This window comes from Fluviibacter sp., from assembly GCF_057744235.1.
The window spans coordinates 16453-33574 of record NZ_JBIJFP010000010.1; the positions used below are offsets into that span (position 1 = coordinate 16453).

The window sequence follows — 17122 nt, forward strand, 5'->3', positions numbered from 1 at the left end:
AGGGTCGGTTGCGTCATGACTTACGGATTAACAGTCCGGCGCTCTCTGTTTTGGTGCACTGCGGGTAGACCTTAAGAAAACCTTAAGGCATGATGACGGACCATGCCTAAACTGCATTCATCGTTGACTTCTCGTCCACTCCGGCTCAGCCTGTTGCTGCCGGCATGTCTGCTGTGGCTCTCTGCATCGTTGGTGCTGTCCAGCCCTTTGGCACCCGTGTCTATTGGTTATTTAGAAGCAGAAAATGTCGCACTGAAACATAACGCGCAGATTCAGAATGCGCGGGCAGCGCTTGAAGGCGCACAAGCCGATCTGATTACGGCCGGTGCCCGCCCGAATGCCATCATGTCGGTGAATACTTCCGGGGTGGATAAATCCCAGTATCAATATGGTACAACGCTGAATGCGCTGGATACGATTGTGCGCATCGACCAGCCCTTCGAACGCGGTAACAAGCGGGGTTTGCGCCTAGCTAAGGCTACCGATCTCGGTCAGGCCACCGTCTGGGATATGCATGACACGATTCGTCAGGAGCGATTCCGGGTCGTCAGTGCCTGGCTGGATCTGCGCGTGGCCGAGCAGCGTTATCAGATCGCCGAATCCAATATGGCACACGCAGATCTGGTCCTTGAAAAAGCCCGTCTACGCTTCAAAACCGGTGATTTGTCAGGTGCCGATCTCGGCCGTATCGAGTCAGACCATGCCCGCCTTCAGGCTGAAACACAATCAGCCCAGCGTGATCGTGTGCGTGCCAGCGCCCTGCTGGCCAATCTGCTCGGGGCAGAAATGCAGCGCGAACACATGGCCACACGCGGCGAATGGCCATCGATCATGTCGCATCAGGAAGCCGATAAACTGACAAGTACCCTGGCTGAACGCCGCCCGGACGTTCAGGCAGCTCGTGCACGGCTGTCAGCCGCCAAGCAGGCCGTGGAACTGGCGCGAGCCCAACGGACACGGGATTTTTCGGTAGGCCTGCAGTATGAGCGCAACAACCCAACCGTCGTAAACTCGGTTGGTGCTGGCATCGCAATACCACTATTTACGGGTAACGATTTTGAAGGCGACATTCGCCGCAGCATGGCGGAGATGACGCAGGCAGAAATTGCCATGCTGCAAACTGAACGGACAGCCCGTTCTGAATCGTTGCTTTACTTACAGGAACTGGATCAGGCGAATGCTCGACTGCGTAGCCTGCAGGATCAGGCACTCCAATCCGCCAAACGCACCGACAAAGCTGCCGATATCGCCTATGCACGCGGTGCGATGAGCACCTTCGAATATCTGGAAGCCAAACGGTCTTTACGTCTGGCTGAAATCGAAACTGTGTCTGCTCGCGCCGATGCTGCCCGAGCCGCAAGTGCTATACGTATTCTGGCAGTGGTTTCTGATGCTGCGGTAACTACCAACAAGCCCACCCATTACGATTCCCCCGTGCAATCGCTGATCCCGGCGAACATGCCGGATAAAGCCCGCCAGCTGCCCGACCTCCCCGGGGCCAAACCATGATGCAACAACGCAAAAACAAACTACAACGCGCCTGGAATCTGTTGATTGCGGGAAGCCTAGAATGGTTTCGTTCCGACGCGGTATCAGGACGACTCCGCCGCTTGGTAGATCGATTACGCCGTGACCCGATGGTTGTGGGTCCGGAGACCTATCTCAAAACCAACCTGCCCGTCTGGAAAGCGCGTTACCGCGAATCCCATCAGTTCAAGGATCAAGTCTGGTATACCGGCATCTTCCTGATTTTTCTGGGGATCGTGTTGTGGCTCTCGATCGGTGGTGCACCGGATGTTCCGAACTTCAGAATTAATCAGAACGAGATCCGCTTCAAAGCCGGTTCGCCGCAACTGGCGTTCATCGGTAGTGAATCCATAGCACTCTCACCCCTGCCCACCGGCGCTCCTGTGCCGGCGCGGGTTGCCATGGATGATACCCGCACGGCGCCCGTTAGCCCCTCGCTGAACGGCCGAGTCGTCCAGCTGCATGCCCAGCTGGGTGATCGTGTAGAAGCCGGTGATGCCCTCGTCACTATTGATTCCCCTGATTACGGTACTGCACTCACCGATTGGCAAAAAGCAGATGCCGATGCCAAACGAAAACGTGCTGCCTTTGCGCGGGCCAAAGAACTGCTCACTGGAGAGGCCATTGCCCGGCGGGATTATGAAGTGGCAGAAAGTGATTTCCGCATCGCCGATGCCGAAGCGCGTCGAGCCTATTTGCGCATCGCCAACTTGGTGCCATATGGCAAGCCGGACCCTGAGAGTGAGCGCCTGACCCTACGCGCGCCGGTTGCCGGCGTGGTGGCCACTGCCAACGTTAATCCTGGCCGTGAAATCAGAGCCGATCAACCTGATCCCCTGTTTGTGGTGACGGATTTGAACCATCTCTGGGTGCTGGTTGATGCACCGGAACAGGCAGCCAGCGGCATTCGCGTGGGTGATGTCCTTCTGGTGTCCTTTGACAGCCTACCGGGGCAGGTCTTCAAAGCAAATGTCACGCGTGTTTCGCCGGTTCTGGATGCTCAGATGCGACGTGTGCAGATTCGTGCCGAACTCGACAACAGTGATTTGCGCTTGCGGCCTGAAATGTACGGCCGTGCGCAGGTGGCCGACCCGAATGCGGTCAATGGATTACGGGTTCCGCTATCGTCGCTCAGTACGGATGGCATCTACACCACCGTGTTTATTGAGGCTGAACCGGGGCTGTTTCGCCGGCAGCGTGTCAAGGTGGCCTTCCAGGACAGCCAGTGGGCGTGGCTGCTACCCGATGAATCGATTCGTGCTGATGACCGGGTAGTTACCACCGGCGCCCTGCTCCTTGCTTCCGAGTTTAGTCAGAGCGCGCGCTGATGCTACGTCAGCTCATTAACTTTGCCGTCAGTCAGCGGGCATTTATCCTGCTGGTGTTTGCCATCATGTCGGTGGTCGGGTTGCGTGCGCTGAAAGACCTACCGATCGAGGCATTCCCCGATGTCCAGGATGTGCAGGTACAGGTCATTACCCAGGTACCAGGCAAGGCACCGGAAGAAGTCGAACGTAGCGTGACCCTGCCGATCGAACGGGAAATGAGCGGCGTACCCCGCGTCACCCAGCAACGTTCCGTCTCCATTACGGGGCTGTCAGTCGTCACGCTGATTTTCAGCGATGGCACCCAGGACCGCTTCGCTCGTAGCCAGGTGCTGGAAAAGCTGCAGGGCGTGACGTTGCCACCCGGTGTCACGCCAACGCTGGCACCGTTAACGACGGCCGTGGGAGAGATCTTCCGCTATGTGATCGAAGCGCCTGCGACAACGCCGCTCAATGAAATCCGGGCAATACAGGATTGGGTTGTTCGCCCCGCCTTGCGCAGGGTGCCGGGTGTGGCCGATGTCACCAGCTTTGGCGGCACGGTCAAAGAGATTCAGGTGAATGCCGACCCGATCCTGATGCGACGTTATGGTGTCACACTCAATCAGCTGGCTGATACCCTCGCCGCCAATAATGACAGCACAGGCGGCGGCATTCTGCGTCGTGGTAACGAAGGATTGGTCCTGCGCAGCACCGGTCTTTACCGGAACATCGAAGACATCCAGAGTACGGTTATCCGTTCGCTGAATGGCCGGGCCGTCCTGGTCGGAGATGTGGCCCAAGTCGGCATCGGCGATCACCCCCCCTCTGGTAGCGTATCGGTGGCCGTTCGTAATGAGACCGGTGAGGTTACGCAACATGAAGGCGTGGTCGAAGGGATTGTCATGATGACCAAGGGAGAAAACCCGGCCATTGTGATTGAAGACCTGCGAGAAAAGATCGAGTGGCTCAATGGTCAGGAGCATCTACCTCGCGGCGTCCAGTTGAAACCGCTCTATGATCGTACCGAGCTGATCAACCATACCGTTCACACCGTCACGCACAACCTCATTCTGGGGGCTTTGCTGGTGGTCGGCGTACTGATCGTGTTTCTGCGCAACTGGAGAGTCTCACTGATTGTTGCCAGCCTGATTCCCCTGACACTGCTCTTCGTCTTCATTATGATGGACCTGTTCAAGGTTTCGGCTAACCTGATTTCACTGGGTGCCGTTGACTTCGGCATCATCATCGATAGTGCCGTCGTGGTCGTGGAAGCCTTGATGGTTCGCATGACCTTACAAACAGGCCCCGAATACGATCACCTGGGTCACAACCGCCCGGTATGGCGTCTTAATGCCCTGAAAAACACCGTCTCCGGCCTGGCCTCCCCGATTCTTTACTCCAAGGCCATCATCATCCTGGCCTTTATTCCGATTTTCACTTTCCAGCGGGTTGAAGGAAAAATCTTTTCACCTGTGGCGCTCACACTCTCCTGTGCCCTGTTGGGCGCCATTCTGCTCACGCTGACGTATGTGCCAACGCTACTCGCTTTTATGGCGGACAAAGGGCCGTTACTAGAGCCCCATCTGGAATGGATGTCCCGCTTTCAGCAACGTTACCGCGAAAAGCTTGAGGCCATGCTGGCGCAACCACGCAAGGTCTACACCCGAACCGCTGGCGCCCTCCTCGCTTCTCTGTGCCTGATTCCCGTCGTCGGCACCGAGTTTCTGCCTAAACTGGATGAGGGCAACATCTGGCTGACCATCATGATGCCGCCATCGACACATCTGGAGCAGACACGCGAGGTTGAACGCTCGGTGCGCGGATACATGATCAGTTACCCTGAGGCGCGTAAAGTCATTACACATGTCGGGCGCCCCGACGAAGGTACCGACCCGAAAGGCCCCAATAACATTGAAGTGCTTGTTGATCTGGCACCTCGCTCGGATTGGCGCTTCTCAACCAAGGAAGAACTGGTACACAACATGAGTGAGGGCCTGAATGCCATGCCCGGTGTGCCGACCAATTTTTCACAGGTGATTCAGGATAACGTCGAAGAGTCGCTGTCGGGTGTCAAAGGGGAGATCGCCGTCAAGATTTTCGGTCCGGATCTGAATATCCTTCAGGAAAAAGCCAACCACGTGGCTGGCATTCTGGCCGGTATTCCAGGAGCCATTGAAGTCGCAGCCATTCAGGTCGGCGGACAAACGGAAATCACCGTCATTCCGGACCGTCAACGCATGTCGCGTCTGGGGATCAATATTGCGGAGGTCAACCGCACCTTTGAAACCGCTATGGGGGGGCTAGAAACCACGGGGTTCTATGAAGGTGATCGCCGCTACGATGTCACGCTGCGCATGGGTGCCGACTACCGAGGATCTATCAATGACATCGCCAGTCTGGCCATTCAGATTCCCGGTACGGAGGGCGGCACGATTCCGCTGGGCGAAATAGCGACTATTGAAGTCAAACAAGGGGCGTCACGAATCTCGCGGGAAGCTGGGATGCGCGCCGTATCCGTCAAGGCCAATCTCTATGGCCGGGATCAAGGTGGCTTTGTCAAAGAAGCCCAACGCAAGGTGAAGCGTGATGTCGGTCTGCCGCCGGGCTATACCATGACCTGGGGCGGCCAGTTCGAAAACCAGCAACGCGCCATGGCACGCCTCAAGCTCATCGTGCCGGCCAGCTTGCTGGCTATTTTCGGACTGCTGTTCTGGATGTTCCGCTCGTATAAGATTGCCGCCGTGATTCTTGCTATTGCCCCCACCACGCTCATCGGCGGGTTGCTCGGCCTGGCCCTGAGCGGCATGCACCTTTCCATCTCTGCTGCCGTCGGGTTTATTGCCGTGTCAGGGATTGCCATCCAGAATGGGGTCATCATGGTTGAAGAAATTGTCGAGATGCTGCGCAACGGCAAGCCATTCCAGCAGGCCATTCGGGACGGTGCCGTCCTGCGCATGCGTCCGATCATCATGACGGCCCTCATGGCGGGCCTGGGTTTGCTGCCGGCTGCGCTCTCCCACGGCATCGGGTCCGAAACCCAGCGGCCGTTCGCGGTCGTCATTGTTGGCGGCATAATTTCCGCCACGATCTGTACCCTATTCCTGCTGCCGGTGCTATTCTCCCGCCTGCTCAAGCAGGATAAACCTGCCGTCTAATTTCATGCTGAAGACATCATGGCTTGCCGAATCCGACCAGAACCCGAATCCCCGTGTGTGAACATCTGTCGTATGGACGAGCAGAATCATTACTGCATCGGTTGCTGGCGTACGCTGGATGAAATCAAGCAGTGGTCCGGCATGACCGCCAATGAGCGGCACCGGGTACTGGATGAACTCCCTGGTCGCATCCCCGTCTAACCTCGTTCGCTGGGATATCTTCTGCCGCGTCATCGACAATTTCGGTGATGCCGGTGTCTGCTGGCGACTAGCGGTTGATCTGGCCAGTCGGGGTGAAGCTGTCCGCCTTTTTATCGACCAACCGGATCTCCTGGCTCAGTTACAAGGTCCAACGCCGCTCGATCACATCGATATCTGCCCCTGGCCTAGCGTAGACGCCCGATTTACCGCAGACGATGTAGCGGATGTCGTTGTCGAAGCCTTTGCCTGTGATCCGCCGGCTGCCTATATAGAAGCCATGAGTCAGCGAACTACCCGACCAGCTTGGATTAATCTGGAATATATGTCGGCGGAAGACTGGGTCGAAACGCATCATCGTCTGCCATCGCCCCATCCCCGCTATGCACTGACCAAACATTTCTTCTTTCCCGGCTTTACTCCGGGCACCGGCGGCATTCTGCGGGAGCCCTCGCGCACAGCCGACATCATTGAACAAACACAGCGGCAGGTTCAGGCCTCTGGGCCGAACGCCGTCAACGTGAATCCGACAGAAAGCTTAAGGATTCTGCTCTTCTGCTACGAACAGCCGCTCATCCCGGCATGGCTTTCGACACTGGCCGAAAATACGTCAACGGTTGTGCTGGACGTGACACCATGCCCGGCCCGGGCACAGATCCGCCAGTGGCAATCAGCGCACATCGGTCATGAGCAACCACGCAGCAGAACGCTACCCAACATCAGGGAAATCCCTTTCGTCTCCCAGCCCGATTTCGATCATCTGCTCGATGATCATGATCTGCTCTTTGTCCGCGGTGAGGATTCCTTTGTGCGAGCGCAGCTGGCGGGCAAACCGCTCATCTGGCACATCTATCCGCAGACAGATGATGCGCACCAGGTGAAGCTCCGCGCCTTTTATGACCGTTATCTCGGCCTTGAAGTGCTGACGGCGACCGAACAGGATACCTACCGGAAGGTTATCGAGGCCTGGAACAATCCCTCGGCACCGGGTGCACGTAGTGACCTGAGGCATCATTGGCCGGCTTTTGTAAAACAGATGCCGTCGATGCTTGAAAATGCGCGCCAGTGGCGTCATCTGCTGCTCCAGCAGGTGGACCTGGTTTCCCAACTCCGGGAATTCGTCGCTCATCTGGTAAAATAATAGGTTTCGCGAACTGGCGCCGCCATTCACCGCCATTTCGCCACCGGATTAATTAACTGAAAGTTGGATCGTATGAAGACAGCACAGGATTTACGCGTTGGTAACGTCATCATGGTGGGCACTGAGCCACAGGTGATTCTGAAGGCCGAATACAACAAGTCCGGCCGTAATGCCGCTGTTGTCAAAATGAAAATGAAGAACCTGCTAACCGGCAGCGGTAGCGAGTCTGTCTACAAAGCGGATGAAAAGTTCGAAGTCGTTGTGCTGGATCGTAAGGAAGTCACCTACTCCTACTTTGCCGACCCGATGTACGTGTTCATGGATGCCGAGTACAACCAGTACGAAGTCGAAGGCGAAAACATGACCGAAGCCCTGAACTACCTCGACGACGCCATGCCTTGCGAAGTCGTGTTCTACAACGGTAAGGCGATTTCGGTTGAACTGCCGACATCCGTTGTCCGTGAAGTTGAATACACCGAGCCGGCCGTCAAGGGCGACACCTCAGGTAAGGTCATGAAGCCGGCCCGCATCAAGCCGACCAACTTCGAGATCAACGTTCCGGCCTTCGTGGAAATCGGTGACAAGATCGAAATCGATACCCGTACCCACGAGTACCGTGCGCGCGTTAAGTAACCAGCGCTTTATCTGGGTGAACTTTTAATGGGTTCACCCCAACAAAAAACCCGCCTGAATTTCGGCGGGTTTTTTGTTGGCTACGAATCTTAATCAGGATTCGCGCGACGCCTTCTTACGCTCGTGTTCCTTCAGGTAGCGCTTGCGCAGACGGATCGATTTCGGTGTCAGTTCAACCAGTTCGTCATCGGCGATAAACTCGATGGCGGATTCCAGGCTCAGCTGAACCGGTGGTACCAGACGAACGGCTTCATCGGTACCCGATGCACGAACGTTCGTCAGCTGCTTACCCTTGATCGGGTTTACAACCAGATCGTTTTCACGGCTGTGAATACCGATGATCATGCCCTCGTACAGCTTCTCACCCGGGTTCACAAACATGCGGCCGCGATCCTGCAGTTTCCACAGCGCATAGGCCACGGCTTCACCGTCATCCTGCGAAATCAGTACACCATTACGACGTTCGGCCACACCACCCTCTTTCACCGGTGCGTATTCGTCGAACACGTGGCTCATCAGGCCGTTACCGCGGGTCAAGTTCATGAACTCGCCCTGGAAACCGATCAGGCCACGTGCCGGGATCTTATATTCGATACGGACACGACCACGACCATCCGGCACCATGTCCTGCAGGTCGCCCTTACGCATACCCAGCGTTTCCATTACGCCGCCCTGGGTGTCTTCTTCCACGTCCACCGTCAGCATTTCGTAGGGTTCGCACTCAACACCATCGATCATCTTCTTAACTACACGTGGACGACCCACAGCCAGCTCGTAACCTTCACGACGCATGTTTTCCAACAGGATGCCCAGGTGAAGTTCGCCACGACCTGCTACATCGAAAATATCGCCGTTGGCGGTATCTTTAACGCGCAGTGCCATATTGGTTAACAGTTCTTTGTGCAGACGGTCACGTACCTGACGGCTGGTAACAAATTTACCTTCGGTACCGGCTAGCGGGCTGGTGTTCACCATGAACTGCATTTCGAGTGTTGGCTCATCAATCTTGAGCAGCGGCAACGCTTCCGGGTTTTCTGGATCGGTGACTGTACAGCCCAGCACCAGATCTTCAATACCGGTGATCTGAACGATGTCGCCGGCCAGACCTTCGGCCATTTCGACCTTGTTCAGACCCTTGTAACCAAACACCTGACCAATCTTGGCCTTGATCGGGCTACGATCATGCTCAGCCGCTTCTTCATCGGTACCAAACATCACCATCACGTTCTGGCCGGTCTTTACGCGACCACGAATGATCTTGCCCACACCGATACGACCGACATACGACGAATAATCCAGTGCGGTGATCTGTAGCTGCAACGGTGCGTCGATATCGGCATCCGGTGCCGGTACATGAGACAGAATCTTATCGAACAGCGGCTTCATGTTCTCACGCGGCTGATCCAGCTCGTCCGCCGCCCAACCGTTCAGACCTGAGGCGTAAACAATCGGGAAATCCAGTTGTTCATCGGTGGCACCCAGTTTGTCGAAGAGGTCGAAGGTCAGGTTAACGGCCTGGTCAGGATCGGCACCGTCACGGTCTACCTTGTTGACCAGAACGATTGGACGCAAGCCCAGTGCGAGTGCCTTTTTGGTCACAAAGCGGGTTTGCGGCATCGGGCCTTCGGCGGCATCCACCAGCAGCACCACGCCATCAACCATACCCAGAACGCGCTCGACTTCGCCACCAAAGTCGGCGTGACCCGGGGTATCGACGATGTTGATGTGCACACCGTTGTACTCAACCGCCGTGTTCTTGGAAAGAATCGTAATGCCACGTTCCTTTTCCAGGTCATTCGAGTCCATGACACACTCAACCAGTTGCTGGTGGGCAGCAAAGGTGCCGGATTGGCGCAGGAGCTGGTCAACCAGGGTGGTTTTACCGTGGTCAACGTGGGCAATGATGGCAATGTTACGAATCGGACGTGCAGACATGTGTATTCAACCGGAGGGGGATTATGAAAGCGGTAGGAGAGCTTGCCGACACCCCATCGATGAATTACATTGATGCGATGCAGCAGGCCGAAATAATCTTTAAATTATAGCAAAAAGCCGTTGATTTCGGGGAACAATCCCCGGTGCGGATGCTTTAAACGTCGTTATTGCGCATCCAGTCGGCTGTTTTAAATAAAGCACCGATCAGCGCAGTTCGGGCTTGAGGGCTGAGCGCAGACTTTTCCATGACTTCGGACATACACGTCATCCACTGGTCCCGCTCGGAAACGCCAATCGAAAACGGCAGATGACGGGCCCGTAGGCGTGGATGCCCGAACTTCTCTTCAAAGAGCGGCGGGCCGCCCAGCCAGCCGGACAGAAACCAGAACAATTTGTCACGCGAGGTGCTCATATCCTGTGGGTGCATGGCGCGGATACCGGCAAAGCGCTCATCCAGCTGCATGAGATCGTAAAAACCATCCACCAGCGAGCGTACCCCGGCTTCGCCGCCGAGCATGTCGTAGTAGCTATGATCCATATGCGGGACAACCATCCTTGATCCTTTGTATGATGCTTGATGTGAGATGCTAATTTTACCGGTTACGGGAGAAAAACGATGCTCAAAGACTTTCTGAAATTTGCAGTGCGCGGCAATGCGGTCGACATGGCGGTCGGTATTGTGATTGGTGCCGCATTCGGCACCATCGTCACCAGCCTTGTTAACGATGTGCTGATGCCACCCTTAGGCCTCTTACTAGGCGGCTTGGATTTCTCAAGCCTCTTCGTGGTCCTAAAGGAAGGCAGCACACCCGGGCCCTACGCCACACCGGCCATTGCCAAAGCCGCCGGTGCCGTGACCTTGAATTACGGCCTGTTTGCCAACGCCATGGTCAGCTTTTTCATTATCGCCTTTGCCGTCTACTGGGTCGTTAAGGGGTATAACAAGGCAGCAGACACCCTGATTCCCAAAGAGGATGCCGCGCCCAGCACCAGAGCCTGTCCCCAGTGCTGCACCCAGATTCCGAAGGCGGCCAGACGCTGCCCGGCCTGCACCTCAACGCTTGATTGAACGTTTAACGGCTGTCTTGGCCGGCCGATTTGCGACAGGGGCGCCCACGGGCGTCCCTTTTCTTTGGGCTGCATTTGCAGTCCCACCGGCCAATCGGGCACCGGGTCGCATCAACCCTGATCGTGGTGTCGCTGTTGCCGGAGATGCCAAAGATCGTGTGGTGCGCCCCCCTTCCCCTTTGGGTTGCCAGGCCGGAATCAGCTGTTTCTTACCATTGCCGATCAGATCGGCACGTCCCATGGCATTGAGGGCTTCGCGTAACATCGGCCAGTTGGCCGGATCGTGGTAGCGCAGGAACGCCTTGTGCAGTCGGCGGCGGCGCCCTTCGCGAATCACATCGACATCTTCTCCCCCACCCTTCAGACCGCGCAACGGGTTCTTGCGACTGTGATACATGGTGGTAGCCAGCGCCATCGGGGTCGGCAGGAAGGTCTGGACCTGATCCAGCCGGAAATTGTGGCGTTTCAACCAGAGCGCCAGATTCAGCATATCTTCATCGCGTGTTCCCGGATGGGCGGCAATGAAATACGGAATCAGATACTGCTCTTTGCCGGCGGCTTTAGATGCCGCTTCGAACAACTGCTTGAAGCGGTCATAGGCCCCCATGCCCGGCTTCATCATCTTCGAGAGTGGCCCCTCTTCGGTATGCTCCGGAGCGATCTTCAGGTAGCCGCCCACATGGTGCGTCACCAGCTCCTTGATGTATTCCGGCGAGCGGACGGCCAGATCATAACGCAGCCCCGATCCGACCAGAATTTTCTTGATGCCCGGTAGCGCACGCGCTTTTCTGTAAAGCTGAATCAGTGGCCCGTGATCGGTGTTGAGGTTGTCGCAGATGTCCGGATAGACGCAGGAGAGCTTGCGGCAGGAGGCCTCAATCTTCGGGTCCTTGCAGGTCAGCTGGTACATGTTGGCCGTCGGGCCGCCAACGTCCGAAATAATGCCGGTAAAGCCCGGCGTCTTATCGCGGATCGCCTCGATTTCCTTGAGAATCGAGTCCTCCGAGCGGCTCTGGATGATGCGGCCTTCATGCTCGGTAATCGAGCAGAAGGTACAACCACCGAAGCAACCTCGCATGATGTTGACGGAGAAGCGGATCATCTCCCAGGCAGGAATTTTGGCGTCGCCATAAGACGGATGCGGCGCGCGGGCGTAAGGCAGGTCAAACACGCCATCCATTTCAGGCGTGGTGAGCGGGAGTGGTGGCGGATTCAGCCAGACGTTACGTTCACCGTGTGCCTGCATCAGCGGTCGAGCATTACCCGGGTTGGATTCCAGATGAAACACGCGCGAGGCATGGGCATAGAGCACCGGATCTTCACTCACCTGCTCATAGGCGGGTAAGCAAATCGCCGTATGTTGGCGTGCAAGCTTGTTGGCGGCAATTTTCTCGGCACGCGGCATGATCCTGATAGGCTGCACCGCGGCTGGTTTTGCCGTTGCCGGTTGGCCGTCTTTAGGTGTTGATGGCGTGCTATCCGCCATCGCATAGGGATCGGCATGCGGTTCAATCAGACCCGGACGATCAATCTGGGTCGAATTTTCCACCTGCCAATCGTCGCCCGGTAACCAGTTGAGCGGTGTCATGAAGGCCGTCCCACGCACATCACGGATCTGGCTGGCGCTCTCGCCCTTGGCCAGCCGATGAGCCACCTCGACCAGCGCCCGTTCGGCATTGCCAAAAATCAGCAGATCGGCCTTGCTATCGGGCAGCACTGATCGCCGGACTTTATCCGACCAGTAATCATAGTGGGCAATACGCCGCAAGCTGGCTTCAATCGAGCCGATAATCACCGTGGTATCGGGATAGGCTTCACGGGCGCGCTGGCTGTACACCACCACCGCCCTGTCCGGCCGCTTGTTCGGTTCGGCATTGGCGGTGTAGGCATCGTCCGAGCGGATCTTGCGGTCAGCCGTATAGCGGTTGACCATGGAGTCCATGTTACCGGCGGTAATGCCATAAAAAAGTTTGGGCTTACCAAGCCGCTGAAAATCTTTGGCGGAATGCCAATCGGGCTGACTGATGATGCCGACCCGGAAGCCCTGGGCTTCCAGCAAACGACCCACGAGCGCCATACCGAAGCTCGGATGGTCGATATAGGCATCGCCCGTCACCAGAATAATGTCGCACTCATCCCAGCCCAGTTGATCCATCTCGGCACGCGACATGGGCAGAAAGGGCGCTGGCCCGAAACGGTGCGCCCAGTACTTACGATAGCTGAAGAGCGGTTTTGCAACCGTGGAGAAATCAATCGTGGTCATGAATTAGAGTCCGAAAGCCTTGGAAACGGCTTCTTCAAGGCGCCGGACGGCAATGACTTCCAGTCCGTGTATCGGTGTTTTGGGGGCGTTCGCGGCCGGCACAAGGGCCTGGCTGAAACCGAGTTTGGCAGCTTCCTTCAAGCGCTCCTGACCACGCGGACAGGGTCGCAACTCACCCGTCAAACCAACCTCACCAAAGACGCAAAGTTTATCGTTCAATGGCTTGTTTTTAAAAGAGGAAAGAATCGAAAGAATCACGGCAAGATCGGCGGCCGGCTCGTTGATACGCACCCCACCAACCGCATTCACATAAACATCCTGGTCGCCCACCATAATGCCCACATGGCGGTGCAGCACCGCCAGCAGCATCGATAGCCGCTGCGACTCTAAACCTACCGTCAGACGTTTGGGGTGACCGGCATTGGCCTGGTCCACCAGCGCCTGCACTTCCACGAGCAATGGACGGGAACCCTCCTGGGTCACCACAATGGATGAGCCGGGTACAGGCTCAGGATGGCGCGACAGGAACAGTGCCGAGGGGTTGGTCACGGCGCGCAAGCCCCGCTCTGTCATGGCAAAGACGCCCAGCTCGTTCACAGAGCCGAACCGGTTCTTGAAGGCGCGCACCAGGCGGAAGCTGGAGTGCGAGTCGCCTTCGAAATACAGCACCGTATCAACGATATGCTCCAACACTCGGGGGCCGGCCAATGTACCGTCTTTGGTGACATGGCCCACAAAGAGCAGCGTAATACCGCTTTGCTTGGCAAAACGGGTCAGCTGCGCAGCGCATTCTCGTACCTGCGCGACCGAACCGGGCGCCGAAGTCAGCGCATCGGACCATAGGGTCTGAATGGAGTCGATCACCGCCACCCGTGGCTGACGCGCTTCCAGCGTAGCCAGAATCTTTTCCAGATTGATTTCGGCATAGAGCGGCAGATCAGGTGCCGCGACTTCCAGGCGCTGCGCACGCAGGGCAATCTGTTCGGCCGACTCTTCCCCGCTCACATACAGCACAGGCGTTTTGGCCGATAGCGCGGCCAAACATTGCAACAGCAACGTACTTTTACCAATGCCGGGGTCACCGCCAATCAACACAACACCGCCGGAAACCAGGCCACCGCCCAGCACTCGGTCAAATTCATCAATACCCGAGGTCAGGCGCGGCGCTTCGCGCGCCTCGACCTTCCCCAGCGACTGCACGCCACTGGCCGGTGCCAGACTGGCAAAGCGATGCGCACTGGCCGCCGATTTTTCGGCCACGGTTTCAACCAGGGTGTTCCAGGCATTGCAATCCGGGCACTGGCCCTGCCATTTGGGCTGGGTCGAACCGCATTCGGTACAGATGTAGAGGGTTTTAGGCTTCGCCATATTTCAATCCCGCCAGACTCTGGGTACACGGGGTGCCAACGCACAGAACAGTTCATAGGCAATGGTGCCTGCGGCATCAGCAACCTCGTCAGCCGGCAAACCGTCACCCCAGAGGGTGACCGGACTACCAACTTGCGCCTCCGGTACGCGAGTCAGGTCGCAGCAGAGCATATCCATTGACACCCAGCCAACCACTCGCGTGCGGATACCATTAACCAGGATGGGCGCCACATTGCTGCCATGACGCGGATAGCCATCGGCATAGCCACAAGCCACCACCCCGATGTTCATGGGCTGCTCGGCAACCAGGGTGCCACCGTAACCAATCCGTTCTCCGGGCTGTAACGCCTGTATGGCAATGACTTTACTTTTCAGCGTCATCACGGGGGCCAGACCCAATGCAGTCGCCGTTCTGGCAGGCGCTGCCCCACCCCAGGGCGAAGCGCCATAGAGCATGATGCCCGGGCGGACATCATCACCCAGCGCTGACCGGGCTGCAGGCCCGGACAACAAAGCCGCCGAATTGGCGAATGAGGTTCTATGAACCAGGGCTTCAGGCCATGCCGCTTGCAAACGATCCAGCTGCCACAACGTACCCCGTGCATTGTCGGCATCGGCAAAATGCGTCATGACGGTCAGACTGCGGACTTGCGGCAGCCCCTGCAACGCAGCAAACGCTGCTGGCGCGTCATCCAGTGAAAAGCCCAGCCGGTTCATGCCGGTGTTGAGCTTCAGGTAGACATCCAGAGGTTGGGGCAGCGGCGTTGCCGCCAGCGCACGGATCTGATCCGCCCGGTGGATCACCGTAGAGAGTTGCAAGGTACTGAACGCAGGCAGCTCGTCCGGTGTAAAGAAACCCTCGAGCATCACGATCGGCAGCAAACATCCCTGAGCACGCAACTGGCGCGCAGCAGCCAGTTCCAGAATGGCAAAGCCATCCACCACCGGTATCAAACGTTCGGCGACTTCCATCAAACCATGGCCGTAAGCATCCGCCTTGATCACCGCCAGGGTACGGCCGCCCGATGGCATCAGCCCCCTCGCCCGCTCGACATTCTGACGAAGTGCTCGACCGGAAAATTCGGCAACAATTGGACGCGGTGTAGGACGCGGCGTGGCAAGAGAATTCATAGGGGTGGATTCTACCTGTACTGCTCTTGCCGTGGGCTTTCGCATCTTGTTCGCTGCAACGCACAAGCGATTGTCATGAGATTCATGCTATAAAGCCATGTGATTTTTACGGGCGAGAAGCATGCCATTCGGGTTCTACATCATTATGGCGGCGCAGTTTTTTTCCGCGCTGGCCGATAACGCACTACTGATTGCCGCGATTTACGCACTTCATGAAATGCAATCGCCGCTGTGGTTCGACCCGATGCTTAAACTCTTATTCACAGTCTCTTACGTGGTTCTGGCCGGTTTTGTAGGGGCTTTCGCCGACTCCATGCCCAAGGGCAAAGTCATGCTGATTTCCAACACCATCAAAATCGGCGGTTGTCTGATGGTCTTTCTGGGGGTCCATCCGTTGATCGGCTATGCCATCGTTGGCCTGGGGGCTGCCACATATTCACCGGCCAAATACGGCATTCTGACTGAGCTGCTGCCGCACCGGCTGCTGGTGGTCGCCAACGGCTGGATTGAAGGCCTCACCGTACTGGCCATTATTCTGGGCACCGTCGCTGGCGGTGCACTGATCAATCCGACAATTGCCCAGGCACTGCTCAGCTTCGACATGCCGGTCATAGAAACGCCCATTGATTCGGTGCTCGAGATCTCGCTCTTCATCATTACCGGCATCTACCTGCTGGCAGCCCTCTTCAACCTCTACATCCCGGACACTGGCGTGGACCATGTGCCGCTATCATTGCGCCCCGCCCACCTGTTTCACGAGTTTAATCACTGCCTCAAGCTGCTCTGGCGTGACAAGCTGGGTCAGATCTCGCTGGCTACCACAACCCTGTTCTGGGGTGCCGGCGCAACCCTGCAGTTTATTGTGATCCGCTGGGCGGCCGATGCCCTCGGTTATGACCTCGGACAGGCATCCATGCTGCAGGGGGTTACCGCCATTGGTGTCGCTGCCGGTGCCGCAATGGCCGCCCGTATGATCACCCTGCGTAAATCAGTGCGCGTGATCCCGATGGGCATTGCCATGGGCTTTGTCGTCATGTTGATGAATTTTGTCACCTCTTTCTGGGCCGCGGTGCCCCTGCTCATTATCATCGGGGCTCTGTCAGGCTTCTTTGTCGTACCAATGAATGCCCTACTGCAGCATCGCGGCCATATTCTGATGGGTGCCGGTCATTCGATCGCCGTCCAGAACTTTAATGAAAACCTAGCAATTCTGATTATGACAGGCCTTTACGCCGTCATGATCTGGGCTGACTTCAGCATCTACACGGTGATCGTCACCTTCGGACTATTTGTTGCGGGTACGATGTATCTGGTCAAACGCCGCTTCGAAGCCAATCAGCGTATCCGCGACGATGCCAGCCATCTGGACGACAACATCTGTCACTAAGGCTTTGAT

At 56.9% G+C, this 17122-nt stretch carries 13 protein-coding genes; 8 read left to right on the forward strand and 5 right to left on the reverse strand.

Annotation, left to right across the window (positions count from 1 at the left end):
* Positions 1–102 precede the first annotated feature (102 nt).
* The 6 genes from AC3GOJ_RS06595 (at position 103) to efp (ending at position 7961) form a co-directional block, all read left to right on the forward strand.
* Positions 103–1509 (forward strand): TolC family protein, encoded by a 1407-nt coding sequence (locus AC3GOJ_RS06595; RefSeq protein ID WP_488236672.1) that lies wholly within the window; start codon positions 103–105, stop codon positions 1507–1509.
* On the forward strand, positions 1506–2855 hold the full coding sequence (locus tag AC3GOJ_RS06600) for an efflux RND transporter periplasmic adaptor subunit (protein ID WP_488236673.1): 1350 nt from the start codon (positions 1506–1508) through the stop codon (positions 2853–2855). Before AC3GOJ_RS06595 ends, AC3GOJ_RS06600 begins: the two co-directional genes overlap by 4 nt.
* Entirely contained in the window at positions 2855–5989 is a 3135-nt protein-coding gene (locus AC3GOJ_RS06605; protein WP_488236674.1) for an efflux RND transporter permease subunit, read from the forward strand. Before AC3GOJ_RS06600 ends, AC3GOJ_RS06605 begins: the two co-directional genes overlap by 1 nt.
* Before the next feature lie 18 nt (positions 5990–6007).
* Positions 6008–6190: a DUF1289 domain-containing protein gene (locus tag AC3GOJ_RS06610; protein ID WP_488236675.1), complete on the forward strand. Its 183-nt coding sequence runs from the start codon at positions 6008–6010 to the stop codon at positions 6188–6190.
* Positions 6162–7328 carry an elongation factor P maturation arginine rhamnosyltransferase EarP gene (gene earP / locus AC3GOJ_RS06615; RefSeq protein WP_488236676.1) on the forward strand — a complete coding sequence of 389 codons (1167 nt, stop codon included), beginning with the start codon at positions 6162–6164 and terminating at the stop codon, positions 7326–7328. The genes AC3GOJ_RS06610 and earP overlap by 29 nt, the downstream gene beginning before the upstream one ends.
* A gap of 72 nt (positions 7329–7400) precedes the next feature.
* Entirely contained in the window at positions 7401–7961 is a 561-nt protein-coding gene (gene efp, locus AC3GOJ_RS06620; protein WP_488236677.1) for an elongation factor P, read from the forward strand.
* 93 nt (positions 7962–8054) lie between these two features.
* Here efp and typA read toward each other — a convergent pair whose 3' ends face one another.
* Positions 8055–9896 carry a translational GTPase TypA gene (gene typA / locus AC3GOJ_RS06625; RefSeq protein WP_488236678.1) on the reverse strand — a complete coding sequence of 614 codons (1842 nt, stop codon included), beginning with the start codon at positions 9894–9896 and terminating at the stop codon, positions 8055–8057.
* A gap of 154 nt (positions 9897–10050) precedes the next feature.
* Positions 10051–10449: a group II truncated hemoglobin gene (locus AC3GOJ_RS06630; RefSeq protein ID WP_488236679.1), complete on the reverse strand. Its 399-nt coding sequence runs from the start codon at positions 10447–10449 to the stop codon at positions 10051–10053.
* 63 nt (positions 10450–10512) lie between these two features.
* On the opposite strand from AC3GOJ_RS06630, the gene mscL reads away from it, so the two are divergent.
* Positions 10513–10965, forward strand: a complete 453-nt coding sequence (mscL, locus tag AC3GOJ_RS06635) for a large conductance mechanosensitive channel protein MscL (RefSeq protein WP_488236680.1) — start codon at positions 10513–10515, stop codon at positions 10963–10965.
* Here mscL and AC3GOJ_RS06640 read toward each other — a convergent pair.
* From AC3GOJ_RS06640 to alr, 3 genes are all read right to left on the reverse strand, one after another.
* A complete protein-coding gene (locus AC3GOJ_RS06640) occupies positions 10951–13134 on the reverse strand; it encodes a YgiQ family radical SAM protein (RefSeq protein ID WP_488236710.1) in 2184 nt (727 codons plus the stop codon). The genes mscL and AC3GOJ_RS06640 overlap by 15 nt on opposite strands.
* A gap of 96 nt (positions 13135–13230) precedes the next feature.
* Entirely contained in the window at positions 13231–14595 is a 1365-nt protein-coding gene (gene radA, locus AC3GOJ_RS06645; protein WP_488236681.1) for a DNA repair protein RadA, read from the reverse strand.
* 3 nt (positions 14596–14598) lie between these two features.
* Positions 14599–15726, reverse strand: coding sequence for an alanine racemase (gene alr / locus AC3GOJ_RS06650; protein ID WP_488236682.1), 1128 nt, complete (start codon positions 15724–15726; stop codon positions 14599–14601).
* Positions 15727–15847: 121 nt separating this feature from the next.
* Here alr and lplT point away from each other — a divergent pair, with 121 nt between their 5' ends.
* Positions 15848–17113 carry a lysophospholipid transporter LplT gene (gene lplT, locus AC3GOJ_RS06655; RefSeq protein WP_488236683.1) on the forward strand — a complete coding sequence of 422 codons (1266 nt, stop codon included), beginning with the start codon at positions 15848–15850 and terminating at the stop codon, positions 17111–17113.
* Positions 17114–17122: the final 9 nt, after the last annotated feature.